The 17,916-nt window shown below is 52.5% G+C and carries 9 protein-coding genes; 4 read left to right on the top strand and 5 right to left on the bottom strand.

Annotated features, from left to right (window positions below):
- The gene (ppx, locus tag GFB57_RS11025; RefSeq protein ID WP_003037914.1) at nt 1-1,542 is read left to right on the top strand and encodes an exopolyphosphatase; all 1,542 of its coding nucleotides are present in this window, start codon (nt 1-3) and stop codon (nt 1,540-1,542) included.
- Here ppx and GFB57_RS11020 read toward each other — a convergent pair.
- Entirely contained in the window at nt 1,522-3,792 is a 2,271-nt protein-coding gene (locus GFB57_RS11020; RefSeq protein ID WP_008319753.1) for a sensor domain-containing phosphodiesterase, read from the bottom strand. The two genes, ppx and GFB57_RS11020, sit on opposite strands and share 21 nt — an antisense overlap.
- A 350-nt stretch (nt 3,793-4,142) precedes the next feature.
- Here GFB57_RS11020 and GFB57_RS11015 point away from each other — a divergent pair, with 350 nt between their 5' ends.
- Together GFB57_RS11015 and mscS are read left to right on the top strand one after the other, a co-directional pair.
- Nucleotides 4,143-4,346, top strand: coding sequence for a YfgG family protein (locus tag GFB57_RS11015; RefSeq protein WP_071524479.1), 204 nt, complete (start codon nt 4,143-4,145; stop codon nt 4,344-4,346).
- Nucleotides 4,347-4,710: 364 nt separating this feature from the next.
- Nucleotides 4,711-5,589 (top strand): small-conductance mechanosensitive channel MscS, encoded by an 879-nt coding sequence (mscS, locus tag GFB57_RS11010; protein ID WP_003037905.1) that lies wholly within the window; start codon nt 4,711-4,713, stop codon nt 5,587-5,589.
- Between the two features lie 97 nt (nt 5,590-5,686).
- Here mscS and guaA read toward each other — a convergent pair whose 3' ends face one another.
- Both guaA and guaB read right to left on the bottom strand, forming a co-directional pair.
- On the bottom strand, nt 5,687-7,264 hold the full coding sequence (guaA, locus tag GFB57_RS11005; protein WP_003037760.1) for a glutamine-hydrolyzing GMP synthase: 1,578 nt from the start codon (nt 7,262-7,264) through the stop codon (nt 5,687-5,689).
- 63 nt (nt 7,265-7,327) lie between these two features.
- Complete coding sequence (gene guaB / locus GFB57_RS11000) at nt 7,328-8,794, bottom strand: IMP dehydrogenase (RefSeq protein WP_003037756.1); 1,467 nt, start codon at nt 8,792-8,794, stop codon at nt 7,328-7,330.
- 160 nt (nt 8,795-8,954) lie between these two features.
- Here guaB and xseA point away from each other — a divergent pair, with 160 nt between their 5' ends.
- A complete protein-coding gene (gene xseA, locus GFB57_RS10995) occupies nt 8,955-10,328 on the top strand; it encodes an exodeoxyribonuclease VII large subunit (protein ID WP_003037753.1) in 1,374 nt (457 codons plus the stop codon).
- 23 nt (nt 10,329-10,351) lie between these two features.
- Here the strand turns inward: xseA and GFB57_RS10990 are convergent, their stop codons facing one another.
- Both GFB57_RS10990 and GFB57_RS10985 read right to left on the bottom strand, forming a co-directional pair.
- Entirely contained in the window at nt 10,352-16,771 is a 6,420-nt protein-coding gene (locus tag GFB57_RS10990; protein ID WP_003037751.1) for a DUF823 domain-containing adhesin, read from the bottom strand.
- Between the two features lie 133 nt (nt 16,772-16,904).
- Nucleotides 16,905-17,861: a SinI family autotransporter-associated protein gene (locus tag GFB57_RS10985; protein WP_290366971.1), complete on the bottom strand. Its 957-nt coding sequence runs from the start codon at nt 17,859-17,861 to the stop codon at nt 16,905-16,907.
- Nucleotides 17,862-17,916 lie beyond the last annotated feature (55 nt).

The following is a 17,916-nucleotide window of genomic DNA, read 5'->3' as shown; positions in this document are numbered from 1 at the left end:
ATGCCAATACACGACAAGACTCCACGACCGCAGGAATTTGCTGCGGTCGACCTTGGTTCAAACAGTTTCCATATGGTCATTGCCCGCGTGGTTGATGGCGCAATGCAGATTATCGGGCGGCTGAAACAGCGCGTTCATCTGGCGGATGGTCTCGGCGAAGATAACAAGCTGAGCGAAGAGGCAATGGAACGCGGATTAAGCTGCCTGTCGCTGTTCGCCGAACGCCTGCAGGGCTTTCCCCCGTCAAGCGTATGCATCGTGGGAACCCATACTTTGCGTCAGGCGCTGAATGCGACCGATTTTCTCAAGCGAGCGGAAAAAGTCATCCCCTACCCGATTGAGATTATCTCCGGTAACGAAGAAGCCCGACTGATTTTTATGGGCGTGGAGCATACTCAGCCGGAAAAAGGCCGCAAGCTGGTTATCGATATCGGCGGTGGCTCAACAGAACTGGTGATCGGCGAAGATTTCGAACCCAAGCTGGTCGAAAGCCGCCGTATGGGCTGCGTCAGTTTTGCCCAGATGTATTTCCCGGGCGGTGTTATCAGCCGGGAAAACTTCCAGCGTGCCCGCATGGCGGCAGCGCAAAAGCTTGAAACTTTAACGTGGCAGTTTCGCATTCAGGGCTGGAACGTCGCAATGGGCGCGTCAGGCACGATTAAAGCGGCACACGAAGTGCTGCTGGAGATGGGTGAAAAAGACGGTTTTATCACCCCCGAACGCCTGGACAAACTGACATCTGAAGTGCTGAAGCATGCGTCATTTGATGCGCTCAGCCTGCCGGGGCTGTCAGAGGAGCGAAAAGCGGTATTTGTTCCTGGGCTCGCGATTCTGTGCGGCGTTTTTGACGCGCTGGCTATCCGCGAACTTCGCCTTTCTGATGGCGCGCTACGCGAAGGCGTACTGTACGAGATGGAAGGACGTTTTCGCCACCAGGACGTTCGTAGTCGTACTGCCAGTAGTCTGGCGAACCAGTACAACATTGACAGTGAACAGGCCCGGCGCGTGCTGGAAACAACGATGCAAATGTACGACCAGTGGCATACGCAACAGCCCAAACTGGCCAATCCTCAACTGGAAGCATTACTGCGCTGGGCAGCGATGCTGCATGAGGTTGGGCTGAACATCAACCACAGCGGCTTACATCGCCACTCTGCTTATATCTTACAAAACAGCGATTTACCGGGGTTTAATCAGGAACAACAACTGATGATGGCAACATTAGTTCGTTATCATCGCAAAGCGGTGAAACTGGATGACTTGCCCCGCTTTACACTGTTCAAGAAAAAACAGTTTCTGCCGTTAATTCAACTGTTACGCCTGGGCGTGCTGCTGAATAATCAGCGTCAGGCGACCACCACGCCGCCAACCCTGACTCTGATAACCGACGACAACCACTGGACCTTACGTTTCCCGCATGACTGGTTTAGCCAAAATGCGCTGGTGCTGCTCGATCTGGAAAAAGAGCAGCAATACTGGGAGGGCGTAACCGGCTGGCGTCTCAAAATTGAAGAAGAAACCTCACCCGATATCGCCGCATAAACTCAGAACAGGTGCCAGCGCGTCTGGCGCCTGTTCTTCCAGCGTTTCATGCAATGGCTGTGGTTTACCAATCAAGTACCCCTGCATGTAGTCAATCCCCAGCGAAATTACCGCACTGCGTATTTCTTCACTTTCGACGTACTCCGCAACCACCAGCATTCTTTTCATCCGAGCCAGATGGCAAATAGAGGCCACGATTTGGTAGTCGAGGCTATTCGAAACGATACTGCGAATAAAGCTGCCATCAATTTTCAGGATATCGGCACTCACATTCTTCAGCCGCGCATAGCTGGCGTAACCCGTACCAAAATCATCAATCGCAATCTGACAGCCCAGTGATTGCAGCTGCAGTAACGTTGCCTGTGCCTGTTCCGCATTGGTTAAGGCGTTGCTTTCCGTGACTTCAAAAATCAACTGCCACGCTTCAACCTTGTACTTAACCAGTAGCTGGTTGATGTCATGCGGAAGTCGGGCGCGACATATCGACGTGGGTGACAAGTTAATGGCAAACCGACGGGCGGGCATTTTTTCCCGATTCTGTGCCATAAACTTCAGCGTATTTTCAATCACCCACATATCGATGCTGGACGACAAGCCAAACTCATGCGCGATCGGCAAGAAGCAATCAGGCGGGATGGTTTCACCGTCATCTCCCTCAAGGCGCAGCAGGATTTCATGATAAACGTCGCCGCGTACGCCAAAAATCGGCTGCGCCATCAGGAAAAAACGATTGTGCTCCAGCGCCAGCTGTAGACGATTCATCATCGCAACCTTATCTTTCAGGTCACGTTGCAAGTGCATGACGCCTCGGCGCTGCAAGTTCTCTGGTGAATTGGTCGCCAGAGAAAGCTCGGCAATGGTGCTTAACTCTCCCAGTAACAGATAGATATGGTTAACAGGAGAACGGACACAGCAAAAACTGATCCCCACCTGCGGCTGTAAAAGCATGCCATCCCAAATAAAACGGAACTGCTTGATATGCCTGTCCAGGGCTTCAATGCGCTCCTGATACGACTCAGTGTTAAAACGCAAAACTAAGTCATTACCCGATAACTGATAGACATGCTCATCCTGTGCCAACAGTGGCGTTATCCACTGTGAGAGTTTTTGCTTGTACTGGATACGCAGCATAATGCCGTAATTTTTTACCAGTAGCTCCATGCCCGGAACACGCAAAAAGCAGAGCACTGACCATGGCGTTTTTTTCAAATCCCGGTTCAATGCGCGCAAATTTGGCAGATGCACCATCGGATCAAAGAATGCCAGACGATGGTTGCGCCGGGTAACAAAGCGTTGGCGCGTTGCCAGTACGGCAATGAAGTTCACGATGAAGGAGAAAACAAGATAACTCGATGAGGTAATGGCAAGCTGGGTATCGTAGCCAGAATACCAGGGCATATAGCGCTGGTAATAATGAATTGCGGTAATAAGTACGACAGACCATATCAGCGAAATAAATCTGTAACCGTAACGCATTGCTCCCCAGAGCATGACAGGTAGCAACAACGACAGAGTATAATTTGTGCTGAATATTGAGCTTTGTTCATTTAACGGCATACACAGCAATGCCATAAGTACAGCCAATATAATCAGCCAGACCGCAAACTCAGTTTTGGTAACTTTGGTATCAAACTGCTGCTTTAATTGAGAAAAATAGCCTCTGACATGCAAAGGGTTGCGGATCGTGCGAATAATAAAGTAGCACAAAGGAACCCCAATCAGATTCCCGACCAGCATAGCCTGATAGTTGATCAACGTGCCAGTATTAAAGGGCATAACCCCCACCATGCCGGATTTACTCTCATAAACGCCCACAAATGCGGCAAACTGGAAGAGGATCAGAAACAGCGTCGCCGGGCAGAAGACCTGCCAAAACATGCGCTGAAACATCAGGTGGGAGTTACCGTGAGATACGTTGTTCCGCCGGGGTGCAAATACTTTATACCCTCCCCAACTCAGCACTATCGTTACAATAAAGTGCGAAATTATTGAGAGCGTTTCAAATAACCCAACCTGCGGATATTTGTAGCAGATAATGGAAATGATAATTCCCGGCAATGCCGCCCAGCCAAAAAATAGCATCAGGCTAATCATCAACGCCAAAGGCATGTAGAAAAGAATTACGGTCCCAGTACTAATATGGGCATAGGTATTGGCAGTGCTCAATATAGGCAACAGCAAAGATGGTATGATGAGAGGTAACGCCCACCATCTATCTCTCATACAAATATAATTTTTATTGAGTTTCATAGATGCTCAGTAGAATCCCGCACATCCTGCAGGGGGTATTCAGACAGGCATCCCACCTGACTCTAAAACGATGAAGTTAAATACATTACTATGTCTCATCGATTTTAGTTATCAGTAAAGGGTGACGTTTGATATATATCAAAAAAAAAGCCCCTCATTAATCAATTATTACTATTTTCATCGTTTCTTATCGTTAATTCATTATTAATGCAAATAATAATATTAATTTTCATAACATATGAGGATAAAACAACTGAAGCAATTTTACATAACGAAAAATTGACCATTGCCTCACAGTATGCCTTAATGTGAGTATCGCCCTCAGTTGGGTACACTACAAGGAACCTTTTGTGAGCCAGGTTACCAGCCTACGCAAACGACACCGATTTAATAGTCGCATGATCCGGATCGTACTGCTTATCAGCTTTCTCTTCTTCTTCGGACGCTTCGTCTACTCCGCTATAGGTGCGTGGCACCACCACCAGAACAAAAAAGACTCTCAGCAGATCACCCAGCCGCAACAGGCATCTCCTGCTCAAACCGACGTGCGCTGATCGCTCGCGCCTGTAATATCTCAGCATTAAGATTCCTTACCGGATGGCTAATCGCCTGACATTTAACCATCCGGTAAGGGATTTGAGTGATGAAACAATACGCAGCCTTACCCACCACACGCACGGAGTTATCGGATAATAGACCGTGTTTTTCGCACAAATTCACAATCTTTTAATCCCACTTCACTGCACCATTCGCGCTCATTTTTACGTTCCGATTTACTGGGTATAAAAAGACACACTGTGTTCAAATAGACGTCAATTAATATCACCAGAAAATATCACAGGTGAAAGCATTAATATTATGTATGAAATTAAATGCTTATTTGAATCATTACCATTTTAAATTCTACAGGGTAATACCATGAGTGGTTTTTCATTATTTCCGAAAATAAGCAGCGGTCTTGAATGGATCGCTGGACACAGCGATGCGGTTATTCAATTCGGCTGGAATATCGTTGCCGCCGTAATTTTACTGTTTGTCGGTAAATTTGTCTCTCGCCTGATCTCCAGTGGTCTGGAAAAATTACTGTTAAAACGTAAAGTTGACCGAACCATTATCCAGTTCTTCACCGCGCTGGTACGTTACATTACCCTAGCCTTTGCCGTTGTTGCCGCATTGGGTCGCGTCGGTATCGAAACATCCTCCATTATTGCCGTCATTGGTGCCGCCGGGTTGGCCATTGGACTCGCGCTACAAGGATCGCTTTCCAACTTTGCCGCTGGCGTATTATTGGTCTCCCTGCGTCCATTCCGCGCCGGAGAAGTGGTACAAATTGGGGCAGTTACCGGAACGGTGGAAAAGGTGCATATTTTCTCCACTACCTTGCTCACCGCCGACAGCAAAGAAGTGGTCATTCCAAACGGTAAGATCATCGCTGACAATATCATTAACTATTCCCGCCACCCTTTCCGCCGAATCGATCTGGTGATTGGCGTCGGCTATCAGAGCCGGATAGCCGACGTTAAGCGCGTGATTAACCATATTATCGAGCAAGATACCCGCATCGATAAGCAACGTGGGGTAACCGTTCGTCTGGGCGAACTGGGCCCTTCAGCATTGAATTTTTACGTCCGCGTATGGGTGCCCAACATCGAATACTGGAATACCTATTACGATCTGCTGGAAAACATTAAAGAAGCCCTGGACGCCAACCATATCTCCCTGCCGTATCCGCAGATGGATATTCGCGTTGAGAACGTAGCCCCCCAATCTCAACCCCAGCTACAATTGGTTGATTAATTCACAGCGCTTCAGTATGAGCGCAATAAAAAACCCTCTATAAAAAGAGGGTTTTTTTACATATTACCGGTTCAGAAACCGCTAACAGAAAGGGCTATTATTCCCACTCAATGGTAGCCGGTGGCTTACCGCTGATATCATAAACGACGCGGGAAATGCCGTTCACTTCGTTAATGATGCGGTTAGAGACACGGCCTAAGAAATCATACGGCAGGTGTGCCCAGTGCGCGGTCATAAAGTCGATGGTTTCTACTGCACGCAGGGAAACAACCCAGTCGTACTTACGGCCATCGCCCATGACGCCAACGGAACGTACCGGCAGGAACACGGTGAACGCCTGGCTGACTTTGTTGTACAGGTCAGCTTTGTGCAGTTCTTCAATGAAGATAGCATCCGCGCGACGCAGCAGGTCGCAGTACTCTTTCTTCACTTCGCCAAGCACACGTACACCCAGCCCCGGTCCCGGGAACGGGTGACGGTACAGCATGTCGTACGGCAGGCCCAGCTCCAGACCAATCTTACGCACTTCGTCTTTGAACAGCTCACGCAGCGGCTCAACCAGACCCATCTTCATCTCTTTCGGCAAACCGCCCACGTTGTGGTGAGATTTGATAACGTGCGCTTTACCGGTGGCAGATGCCGCGGATTCGATCACGTCCGGATAGATAGTTCCCTGTGCCAGCCACTTAACGTCTTCCAGCTTCAGCGCTTCTTCGTCGAACACTTCAACGAATACGCGGCCGATGATCTTACGTTTCGCTTCAGGATCGTTCTCGCCTTTCAGCGCGTCGAGGAAACGCTGTTCGCCTTCAACGTGAACGATGTTCAGGCCGAAATGGTCACCAAACATATCCATTACCTGCTGGGCTTCGTTCAGGCGCAGCAGACCGTTGTCGACGAACACGCAGGTCAGGTTTTTTCCGATTGCACGGTGCAGCAGCATCGCAGTCACAGAGGAGTCAACGCCACCGGACAGACCGAGGATAACTTTGTCATTGCCAACCTGCTCACGAATGCGGGCAACGGCGTCATCGATAATTTTTGCCGGCGTCCACAGCGCTTCACACTGGCAGATATCGCGCACAAAACGCTCCAGCATGCGCATGCCCTGACGGGTGTGGGTAACTTCCGGGTGGAACTGCACGCCGTAGAAGCGTTTTTCTTCGTGCGCCATGATAGCAAACGGGCAGCTGTCGGTGCTGGCAACAGTCACGAAACCTTCCGGAATGGCAGTCACTTTGTCGCCGTGGCTCATCCACACATCCAGCAACGGTTTGCCGTCTGCGGTCAGGGAGTCTTCAATACCGCGGACAAGCGCGCTGTCGGTCTGCACTTCAACCTGCGCATAGCCGAATTCACGTTCGTTAGAACCTTCAACATGACCACCGAGCTGCATTGCCATGGTCTGCATGCCGTAGCACACGCCGAACACCGGCACGCCCGCATTGAAAACGTATTCCGGCGCACGCGGGCTGTTTTCTTCGGTGGTACTTTCCGGGCCACCGGAAAGGATAATGCCGCTTGGGTTGAATTCGCGAATTTGTGCTTCCGTAACATCCCATGCCCACAGTTCACAGTAGACGCCCAGTTCACGTACGCGACGTGCAACCAACTGAGTGTACTGCGAGCCGAAATCGAGGATGAGAATGCGATGTTTATGAATATTGTCTGTCATTGACGCTAATTCCGAGGCAAGTGAAACAAATTCGCCCGGCATATAGCCGGGCGCGGAAACTTATCAGGAGCCCATGCGGTAGTTAGGGGACTCTTTGGTGATGGTCACATCGTGAACGTGACTTTCCTGAATACCCGCACCGCTGATGCGTACAAACTCTGCTTTCGTTCGCAGCGCGTCGATAGTACCACAGCCGGTCAGCCCCATACAGGAGCGCAGGCCGCCCATCTGCTGGTGAATGATCTCTTTCAAGCGGCCTTTATAGGCTACGCGGCCTTCGATACCTTCCGGGACCAGTTTGTCAGCGGCGTTATCGCTCTGGAAGTAACGGTCAGAAGACCCTTTGGACATCGCGCCCAGAGAACCCATACCGCGGTAAGATTTGTAAGAACGGCCCTGGTACAGTTCGATTTCGCCCGGGGATTCTTCAGTACCCGCCAGCATGGAACCAACCATCACTGCGGCAGCACCAGCGGCAATCGCTTTAGCGATGTCGCCGGAGAAACGAATACCGCCATCGGCGATAACCGGAATACCGGTGCCTTCCAGCGCTTCAACGGCATCAGAAACGGCGGTGATCTGCGGAACACCGACGCCGGTCACGATACGGGTAGTACAGATGGAGCCAGGGCCGATACCCACTTTAACAGCGCTGCAGCCAGCTTCAGCCAAAGCGCGAGCACCTGCGCCCGTAGCAACGTTACCGCCGATAATCTGCAGATCAGGATATTTAGCGCGAGTTTCACGAATACGCTGCAGTACGCCTTCAGAGTGGCCGTGAGAGGAGTCAATCAGCAGTACGTCAACGCCCGCGGCAACCAGCGCGTCAACACGCTCTTCGTTACCAGCACCTGCGCCTACAGCTGCACCAACGCGCAGACGACCATGCTCGTCTTTACAGGCGTTAGGTTTACGTTCAGCTTTCTGGAAATCTTTAACGGTGATCATACCGAGCAGATGGAAGCTGTCATCAACAACCAGCGCTTTCTCAACGCGTTTTTCGTGCATTTTGGCAAAAACGACATCGCGCGCTTCGCCTTCACGAACGGTCACCAGACGCTCTTTTGGCGTCATATATACGCTAACCGGCTGGTTCAGGTCAGTCACAAAACGCACGTCACGGCCGGTGATGATACCGACCAGTTCGTTATCTTCAGTCACCACCGGGTAGCCTGCAAAGCCGTTACGCTCGGTCAGTTCTTTCACTTCGCGCAGAGTAGTGGTTGGCAGTACGGTCTGTGGGTCAGTTACCACGCCAGATTCGTGTTTTTTCACGCGGCGAACTTCTTCAGCCTGGCGCTCGATGGACATGTTTTTGTGGATAAAACCGATGCCGCCTTCCTGGGCCAGGGCAATTGCCAGGCGCGCTTCCGTCACGGTGTCCATTGCTGCGGAGAGCATAGGAATGTTCAGGCGAATGGTTTTCGTCAACTGGGTGCTGAGGTCAGCAGTATTCGGCAGAACGGTAGAATGAGCGGGAACGAGGAGGACGTCGTCAAACGTCAGGGCTTCTTTTGCGATACGTAGCATGGGCAATATCTCACCTGGGAGGTTATTAAATATTGCCGCGGCATTATACAGAGCGTAACCGATTGCATCCACACTTTTTTGCAAAAAAACCTTGCGCTCCTCTGTGAGCATGTTACTTTCGACTGAATAACCTGCTGATTTAGAATTTGATCCCGCTCACATGTTATCCTCTCAGACCACCTCAATTTTTACCGTAAGCCGCCTGAATCAGACGGTTCGTCTGCTGCTTGAGCAGGAAATGGGGCAAGTGTGGATCAGCGGTGAAATCTCCAATTTCACTCAGCCGTCTTCGGGTCACTGGTATTTCACGCTCAAAGATGACACCGCTCAGGTTCGCTGCGCGATGTTCCGCAACAGCAACCGCCGGGTAACGTTCCGTCCACAGCACGGACAACAGGTACTGGTCCGCGCCAACATTACATTGTACGAACCGCGTGGGGACTACCAGATAATTGTTGAGAGTATGCAGCCTGCGGGTGAAGGTCTGTTGCAACAGAAGTATGAGCAACTGAAGGCCAAACTGCAGGCTGAAGGGCTGTTCGACCAGCAGCACAAAAAACCGCTGCCCTCACCGGCCCACTGCGTCGGGGTGATCACCTCGAAAACCGGGGCAGCGCTACACGATATTCTCCATGTATTGAAACGCCGCGACCCTTCCCTGCCCGTTATTATCTATCCAACCGCTGTCCAGGGCGACGATGCACCGGGGCAGATCGTTCGCGCAATTGAGCTGGCAAACGCCCGTGGCGAGTGTGACGTATTAATCGTCGGGCGCGGCGGCGGCTCGCTGGAAGATTTGTGGAGCTTTAACGACGAGCGCGTAGCACGGGCGATATTTGCGAGCAGAATTCCGGTGGTGAGTGCCGTCGGCCATGAAACCGATGTGACCATTGCCGATTTTGTCGGCGACCTGCGCGCGCCAACGCCGTCGGCGGCCGCAGAAATTGTCAGCCGCAATCAGCTTGAACTGCTGCGTCAAATTCAGCATGGTCAGCAACGTCTGGAAATGGCGATGGATTACTATCTCGCCAACCGAACTCGCCGATTTACCCAGCTTAATCACCGCTTGCAACAGCAGCATCCGCAGCTGCGTCTGGCCCGCCAGCAGACCGTGCTGGAACGACTGCGTCAGAGAATGAACTTCGCACTTGAGAATAAAATTAAACAGGCCAATCAGCGTCAGCAGCGCATGCTGCAGCGGCTGAACCAGCAGAACCCACAGCCGCGCATTCATCGCGCGCAGTCACGGGTGCAGCAACTGGAATATCGACTGGCGGAAAATATCCGCGCGCGGCTAAGCGAGCAGCGCGAGCGTTTCGGCAACGCGGTCACCCATCTGGAAGCCGTCAGCCCGCTGGCAACATTAGCGCGCGGCTATAGCGTCTCCACCGCACAGAATGGAGAGGTGCTGAAGAAAGTAAAACAGGTGAAAAAGGGTCAACAAATAACGACCCGACTCGAAGACGGCTGGGTGGAGAGTGAAGTGATGGCAGTCACTCCCCAGAAAAAAACGCGCGCACTGAAAACCCGCTAGTACGCGCGTTCTTTTACTCTCTCTTATTGCCGCTTATGCTTATCACGTAAAGTTGAGACACTCTGAGCGTGTGGATTCATCAGGCAAACCAGTGCCTGATTATCGTTTGCCGTTTTCGTTGCATTCACATAGCCGCTGGTAAGATCGATGGTCTGGTAGTTCTGGCCCACTCTGTCGAATACCCACCAGGCAATATTTGAGCGATCGATCGGCCAGCCAAAACGTTCACCTAATTGACCGCCCGGGTAATCACTGTAAAGTCTTTGCATTTCTTTCAGCGTCGGCTGATGATCATCGGAACAGCCTGATTTACTTGCCAACCCTGCGCCACCATGGTTAAACAATGACCAAGTTTCATTGCCAATGCTGTAAGAACCAAAGGTGTTATCATGCGACGGCGCTTCATTCATCAATAGTGGTCGCTTAAAGACTACGCCATCGCTGCTGGTCACCGTTTCCGGCATATGCCCCCAGTATTGAGCCTTGTCACTATCGGGGCTGGAAATTACGGTAAAGATCACGTTAAGCGAAGAGGTCAAATTAGGATAATCGTCCATCTTCGCCGAAATCGCCGTTTTCAGCCCCATCGCAGTGTCCTGACGCAGGCTAAACGTCGCCTTACCGCCCGCCCCCGTCACGCCGTGATAGACATCAATATGATCATCCAGTAGCACCGTTGTCGCCACTGGCGTCAGTTCCTGCAGAAAAAGATCGTCCGTCACGCCGCCGTTCCCGGTAGTTTTCGCTTCCCCCCGGCGAGACAGACCTTGACTACGCGAAATCGTAAATGCCGCATTCGCAGACGGATTGCCGCTGCTGTCTTTCATGGTGACGGTGAGCGGGATCTCTTCTCCTTTTTTGACTTTCACCGCATCGCTTACCGTATCGAGGGCAATACTGGAAGTCAGTTCAATCGTCGCAGGTACCGGTGAATGCGGGTCGACCAGGCAAACCTGCGCCCCTGTTACACTCCCTGAACTACTTGATGACGATACGTTCCCCACATCCAGCCGCATAGACTGATAGTTCCCGGTATTCGCCGCGCGATCTACCGCAAACCAGAACCATTTTTCATTCACCGGCCAACCATAACGTTCAAACAATGCGCCGCTGGGATTATCTGCATACAATGTTTGCAGATCGCTTAATAAAGGCTGATACGCCTCATCACAGTCGGACTTCCCGGCCGTCAGCGTGGTGGATTGCAACCTCAACGGCCAGCGTTCATTGCCGCTGTTGACGCTGGAAGCGTAGCCCGACGTCTCCGCAGCAAGATAAGGGCGATGGAATGTAACGCCAGCGCTGTTAGTCACCGTTTCCGGCATATGGCCCCACATGGCGGCCTTATCGCTGTCCGGGCTGGTGAGAACGGAAAAGATTACGTTTTTACTCACCGTGGCTAAACTGTCTCCCTCCACCGTGGCGGTTACCGTCGTTTTCAGGCCGCTCGAATTGTCCTGCGCTAACGCCAATTGCGCTTTACCATCAGCATCCGTCATTCCATACCATTTCGACGAACCGGAATTGAAACTCGTCGCACTCCCCTCTGGCGTAACGGGCGTCAAGGTCATGTAAGCCTGGTTGTTTGATATCACCGTACTGGCTCGCGTGGTCGATGAAGAACGCCCCAGCACCACCACGGTATTGGCCTGTGGGATGCCGGCAGCATTTTTTACGCTAACCGTTAGCGGTAACGTTTCGCCTTTCTTACCCATGAAGCTTGCGTACGTCTCATTCCATGGCATGGAAGAGTCAAGCGTAATAGCATACTCACGTTGTGCCGTCAGACACAGCTGCGTTACGTTGGTCGGGGACGAAGATGCCGTTGTGTTCATGACACCATTACGAAAATTAATGTATTGATATAATGACGTTTGCCCGCTTAGCGTCTTATCACCTGCCCACCATCCATACGAGGCGATCATCGGAAGACCGTAATCAGCGGTTAATGCACTATCCGGGTGATCGTTATACAGCGACGTTAAATCGGCCGCCGTCGGCATTTGGCTCATAGTGCAGGCCCCGCGCCCGCTATTTACATTTTTCACCGTATACCACATTTCATTGTTTTGTATGACCCCCTCCGTATCCGTGGTTGAATTCAGCTCATACCTCAGCCTTGGGCGCATAAATTCCGCGCCGTTGCTGGCGGTGAAGGTCTCCGGCATATGCCCCCACATCTGGGCTTTACTGCTGTCTGGACTGGTAAGTACGGTAAACACTGTCGACAGCGACGAGGTTGCCGCTGGGGTTTTATACAAGCTGGCGTTCAACACCGTTTTCAACCCCGGCCCAGTATCTTCACCTACATCAAGAGACAGCGTGCCGTCCGGGCCGGTGACCCCATAATAGGTGCCGTTATAAAGCCAGGTCTGCGGCGCCTGTCCGGTCAGCACCAGCTCCATGGTTGGTATGGTCCAGGAAGTAAGCGCACTGTTGCCGCGTATCGAACCTCGGTCACGCGTCAGGGTAAACGCAGCGTTCCCTACCGGGTTACCGACAGCATCCGTGGTGGTGATCGTTAACGGCACTCTTTCACCCGTCTTCACTTTCACCGCTTGCGCGGTTTCGTCTATTGCCACCGTCGAGGTCAGCGCGATCGTCGTGGCCTGTGTAGCCCCCGTACTCGTACAAATCTGGTACTGCATGGCGCTGGTATCCGTCGCCGACACCGAATGATGACTGCCATCATCCAGATCAACGACATAAAAATCGATGGGCGCTTCAGAAGAAAACTTACTCACATAGCTACCACTCCAGTAGGAGTAGTCTATCGGCCAGCCCTGTGCCGTCTTGATGCTTCTGTCCGGGTATTGGCGATAAAGCGCATCCAGAGCGTCGATGGTAGGGTAATACCCGGCCGCGCACATCTCCGCATTGTTCTTGCGGCCATCAGGGCCGTAAAAACGGGACCACGCCTCGTTATCTTCCGTATAGCTCATCACATTGAGAGTATTACTCAGCTCCGCGTACAGCAGCGGCCGGTGGTAGCTCGTACCGTCTGCCGCCGTCAGCGTGTCCGTCATATGCCCCCACAGCGTCGCCTTGTCCGAGTCGGGGCTGGTGACCACCGTAAAGATGGTGTCGAGACTGGCACTCACGCTGGCATTGCCGTACAGCGCCGCCGTTATCGCCACTTTAGTGCCGTGCGTATCCGGGCGGGTCACATTGACGATTTTGCTGCCGTCCACGCCCGTCAGGCCGCCGATTTTCGTCGCCGTGTCGTTAACAGATTCGCCGTCAATGACCACCGGCGATACAATACTGTCACCGCTGCCAGCGGCATGTTTAACATTCTGTCGGGTAAAACCATCACCACGGCTCATGACAAAAGGTGCTTGCGGCACAGGGTTTCCATTGGCGTCTTTCACCGTGACCTTCAGTTGTAGCGTCTCGCCTTTCTTCACTCTTACCGCATGTACGCTATTAACGTTGTTGTCATACCACTGCGATGCATCCACCGGTTCAATGGTGATGGACGCCGCCGCTGGGTTATCGCTGGTCAGGCAACTGACGTAATCCGAAACATCGCCCCCCGCCGTCACCTCACCACCCGACAACGATATCTGCTGCCAGCTGGACTGGCTGGCGTACGTGACGGACCAGTAGTCAAGCCCCACAGGCCATCCGGCAACCGTATGTATCTCTCCGTCATTGTTGGCATTGTACAAAGTGGTAAGCTGGTCGATACGCGGCAGACGATTAAGTGCACATCCCCCGGCTGCGGTATTTCCCAGCGCATCGGCATGTGTGAGGCGAGCCCAGGTTTCATTCGCTTCATCCTGGGTTCGGGTTGCCCCTGACTCTGCCGCCAGTTTCGGGCGTTCAAACGTGAGATTATCCACTGTTACGGCGTCCGCCATATGCCCCCACATATGGGCTTTTGGCGTATCCGGGCTTGTCGGAACGGTAAACTTCACGCTACGCGAGATAGGCGAGTTCAGCAGTGAATCAATCGGTACTACGCTTAGCGGTGTGATTACCCCCACGCCGCGTGGCTGCTCAAGAATAATTTGCGCGTCACCGTTAGCATCCGTAGTCCCCTCATACGTCATTGAAGATGTACCCGCGCCATAGGCAACGCTGTCAAATAGCAGTTCCCCCTGACTTGGGTCAGTAAAGCCGGTGGTCATCCCGTTGCGATTTTTGCCGAGCCCCATGGTGACTGAAAACTTCACATTCGCTATCGTTGCTCCATTCAGCGCATTTTGTGAATGGACGTTCATTTTGATTTGCTCGCCAACTTTGGCGACGGGCAGGCGTAACGAGACATCGTCATTGAAATAGACGCTCAGTTGAGCCACCATTTCATTGGCTGAACAGGTCAGATAATGGGCCACTCCGCCGATACCTTTACTGCCATCGCCCAGATTGAAATACGCCATCTGCGCGGCATCATCGGCAATATAGGTCCCCGATGCCGTCGGCCAGCCGTATTCGGTCAGGAGCTTATTATCAGGGTGCTCGCCGTAGAGCGTTGCAAGCGACCCCGTATCAGGTACCTGCCCTGCGCCGCACTGATTCGTGGCAGAGATCAGAGAATCGAAGGTGGCCCATTCTTCGCTATTTTCACTTTGCTGACCGGTTTTATGACTTGTTTCGGACGCCAATAGCGGACGCTTGTAGAGATTACCCTTCTCCACAATACCCCGTTGCATATGGCCATACATATTCGCCCCGTCAACGTCCGGGCTGGTTATCACCGTAAAAATCACATTAAAGGGGAACGAGATGCTTGCGCCTTCATCATCCGCCATCATAATGCGGATCGGCGTTTCTACCCCCACCCCACTGTCATGACTTAACGACAAATGTACCTGACCGTTCGCGTCCGTTACCCCAGTATAGTGTTCCGGGGACGATGCACGCATATCATCACTACGGACAACGACCCGCAGATTATCCCACTCATCTTTATGCTCCCCTTTACGGTTAGAGGCGGGGTCGACAAACAGTTCAAGATAACGATAAGGCAACGGTTTATTGGTATTCCGGTCAACCACGCTGGCTATCACATCAATCATCTCGCCGACTTCCGCCTTGTATGGCGCATCGGGAGAAAGCGTGATTTGTGGATACGCTAAAGGCAGCGCTTTATCCACGCAACTCACCAGTAAAGCCGTACTGTTGCTTTCTCGTATCACCGCCCCGCTCCCCATACTGGTGGCGTAGTGATAAATATCGAGCTGATCTTTCGTGGACGACCAGTAGGTATCAATTGGCCAACCGGGATAGGCCGCCGCGGTGCTGTGGGCGGCCCGCAGCGCCACCAGCTGTTCGGCATCCGGCAAAATAGCACAGTGGTTATCCGCGCTATCCCAGGTAAACTGCGCCCAGATTTCATTGTTGGCAGCAAAAGTAGCACTAGTGCCACTGGTTTCCGCCGCCAGTTTTGGACGCGTGAAGGTATAGGTGACGCCATCGACGTTTGCCGTAGCGCTTTCGTCCATATGCCCCCACATCGCCGCTTTGTCGCTGTCCGGGCTGGTCAGGGTGGTGAAAATGACATCGACGCTGTCTTTTAGCACCGTATTGTTTGCCGGCATCACCGTCAGGGTAGTTTTTACGCCGGGGCCGTTTGCCTGGGTGACGGTCACTGTCGCTTTGCCGTCAGCGCCCGTAACACCGTGATATTCCGTCGCCGTGGTGGTCAGTTCCGTATCACCAACGTGTACCGGTGCATTATTGTTGACGATGTTCTGGCGGTTAAGCGCATCGCTGCGGGTAATAATAAATGCGGTATTGCCCACCACGTTACCGGCGCACTCGCGGGTGGTAACGGTCAGCGTGATACTTTCCCCTGCTTTGACCTTGGCTGCTTTTAACGTGTCGTCCATCGGTACGGCGCTGAGTGACAGTGGCTCGCCCACGGCGGTAGCTACGTCAATCGCCACTTTTTGTTCGGTTAAAGCAACCGTATTGCTGTTCGGTGTTCCCGTCGACGTAATGAGGTAAAGCGCGGGTAGCGCACTGCTATCTTCCAGCTGCGGCCAGACCACGTAATGCCCGCCGGCCATATTCTGCGCACAGAACGTTTTATTGGCGACCGGCTGCGGGTTAAGCGGTTCATCCGGTGTGGCGGCATCTGCCCAAACTAAACTGATAACGGGCGCCTGTTCGCTTTCCCAGCGCAGCGGCGGTATGGCGAACAGATCGCCCTCGGTATCGAGCGGATTAGCCAACTGCAGTGCGCTGGCTGAATCGTCAACGCTGAAGTCGCGGGGCATCGCGCTGAAGGCCACAGCGTGCGCTTCACCGGGAGAGAGCACAACGCTGCCCTGATAAACCGGAACGAACGCGCTGTCCGCCGTCGGCGGGGTGCCGTTTATCGCATCCGTAGCTGTGCGCAACTCCTGCCATGCCCCACTTTTTAGTGCAGAAAGTACCGGCACTGCACCCATTAACAGAGCTAACGCCAGTAAAGAGCGATAAACTTTATTCACCTGCCAGATCCCCCATCCTTGAGCAGTCACTACCCATTTATTTTGTGTTCGCGTTTCAACACACTTTGCTTAACCCCAAGCTAAACAAAGGGCGCGGAAAAACCGCTCCCCAAGGAAGCGGTCCTGCACGGTTTTATTTACGTTGATAGTCGATAGACAAGCCATAGCCCTGGACGCCATCGTTGCCGAGGGTAACGCCATCGGCATTATCGAAGGCAGCCTTCGCTTCGGCGTTGGTAAGCGGAATAACCAGATCGCTATTGTTGTAGGTAGCGTTGACAATCCCACCCACAGTGCCCAACTGCAGACTGTTACCGGTGAATTTCCAGCGGTAGTTGTAATCACTGGTAACTTCTTCACCTGCATCGTAAGAGCGACTGGCGTTTTTATCTTTCCACAGCAGCACTTTATAGGTGGTGTTGGTTTTAAGTTTGGTGCTCGTGCCCAACAGATTGGTTGTTGTACCCGCCTCGTAGATGACGACGTGGACATTTTCATCGACCACCGGACCTTCCGGAATGTCATCATCGTCAGAACCACCGCCAGCGTTGGTCGACAGATCGTTTAGCAGCAATTCTGCGGCAACATTCGGATCGCCGGTAGTTGTGGTAGGCGTAATTTTAATACCGATGTAGCGATCGGCATCCGAAGCCTGAATTTCATAGGTGCCGCTGCCTTTTGTACCTATCTCTTGTGCATCGCCGCCATTCTGATCGCTATAGCTCATCCACTGCACAGTCGCTTTGGTCGCCGTGTTATCCGCATCCAGGTCACCTTCCGCATCGCCGATAGCCCAGTTGACCGTCACTTTGTCGCCCGCGTGAAACTGCCGGTCACCTTCAGTTGCCACGGTTCGACTACCACGGTCAATCGTCACCGTGACATGTGCTTTATCCGTTTCCGCCGTTTTATCTGCAGCCCGTGTAATCCACGGGATAGTCCCTTGAATAGTACCGGTACTTTCTGTCGCGCTTTGCCACTGACCGGCTTTCAGACTCCCATTAGCCGCGACTGCAGGCACAGCACAATACCCTGCCACAGCCAACGCCAGTGCGACCTTCGTCAGCCGCCGTTTTAATACTAATTGCATCAAGACTCTCCTTTTTCTTCAACATTCAGCGACTGGCTGGTCAGCCACTACGCTG

It is taken from the genome of Citrobacter sp. S39 (genome assembly GCF_009495675.1).
GTDB classification, from domain to species: Bacteria; Pseudomonadota; Gammaproteobacteria; order Enterobacterales; family Enterobacteriaceae; genus Citrobacter; species Citrobacter freundii.
This window is presented reverse-complemented; position numbering and strand designations above follow the sequence as displayed.

Coding starts and splice junctions, on each gene's coding strand:
- ppx (WP_003037914.1), top strand. CDS start 1: ATGCCAATACACGACAAGACTCCACGACCGCAGGAATTTGCTGCGGTC.
- GFB57_RS11020 (WP_008319753.1), bottom strand. CDS start 3,792: ATGAAACTCAATAAAAATTATATTTGTATGAGAGATAGATGGTGGGCG.
- mscS (WP_003037905.1), top strand. CDS start 4,711: ATGAGTGGTTTTTCATTATTTCCGAAAATAAGCAGCGGTCTTGAATGG.
- guaA (WP_003037760.1), bottom strand. CDS start 7,264: ATGACAGACAATATTCATAAACATCGCATTCTCATCCTCGATTTCGGC.
- guaB (WP_003037756.1), bottom strand. CDS start 8,794: ATGCTACGTATCGCAAAAGAAGCCCTGACGTTTGACGACGTCCTCCTC.
- xseA (WP_003037753.1), top strand. CDS start 8,955: ATGTTATCCTCTCAGACCACCTCAATTTTTACCGTAAGCCGCCTGAAT.
- GFB57_RS10985 (WP_290366971.1), bottom strand. CDS start 17,861: ATGCAATTAGTATTAAAACGGCGGCTGACGAAGGTCGCACTGGCGTTG.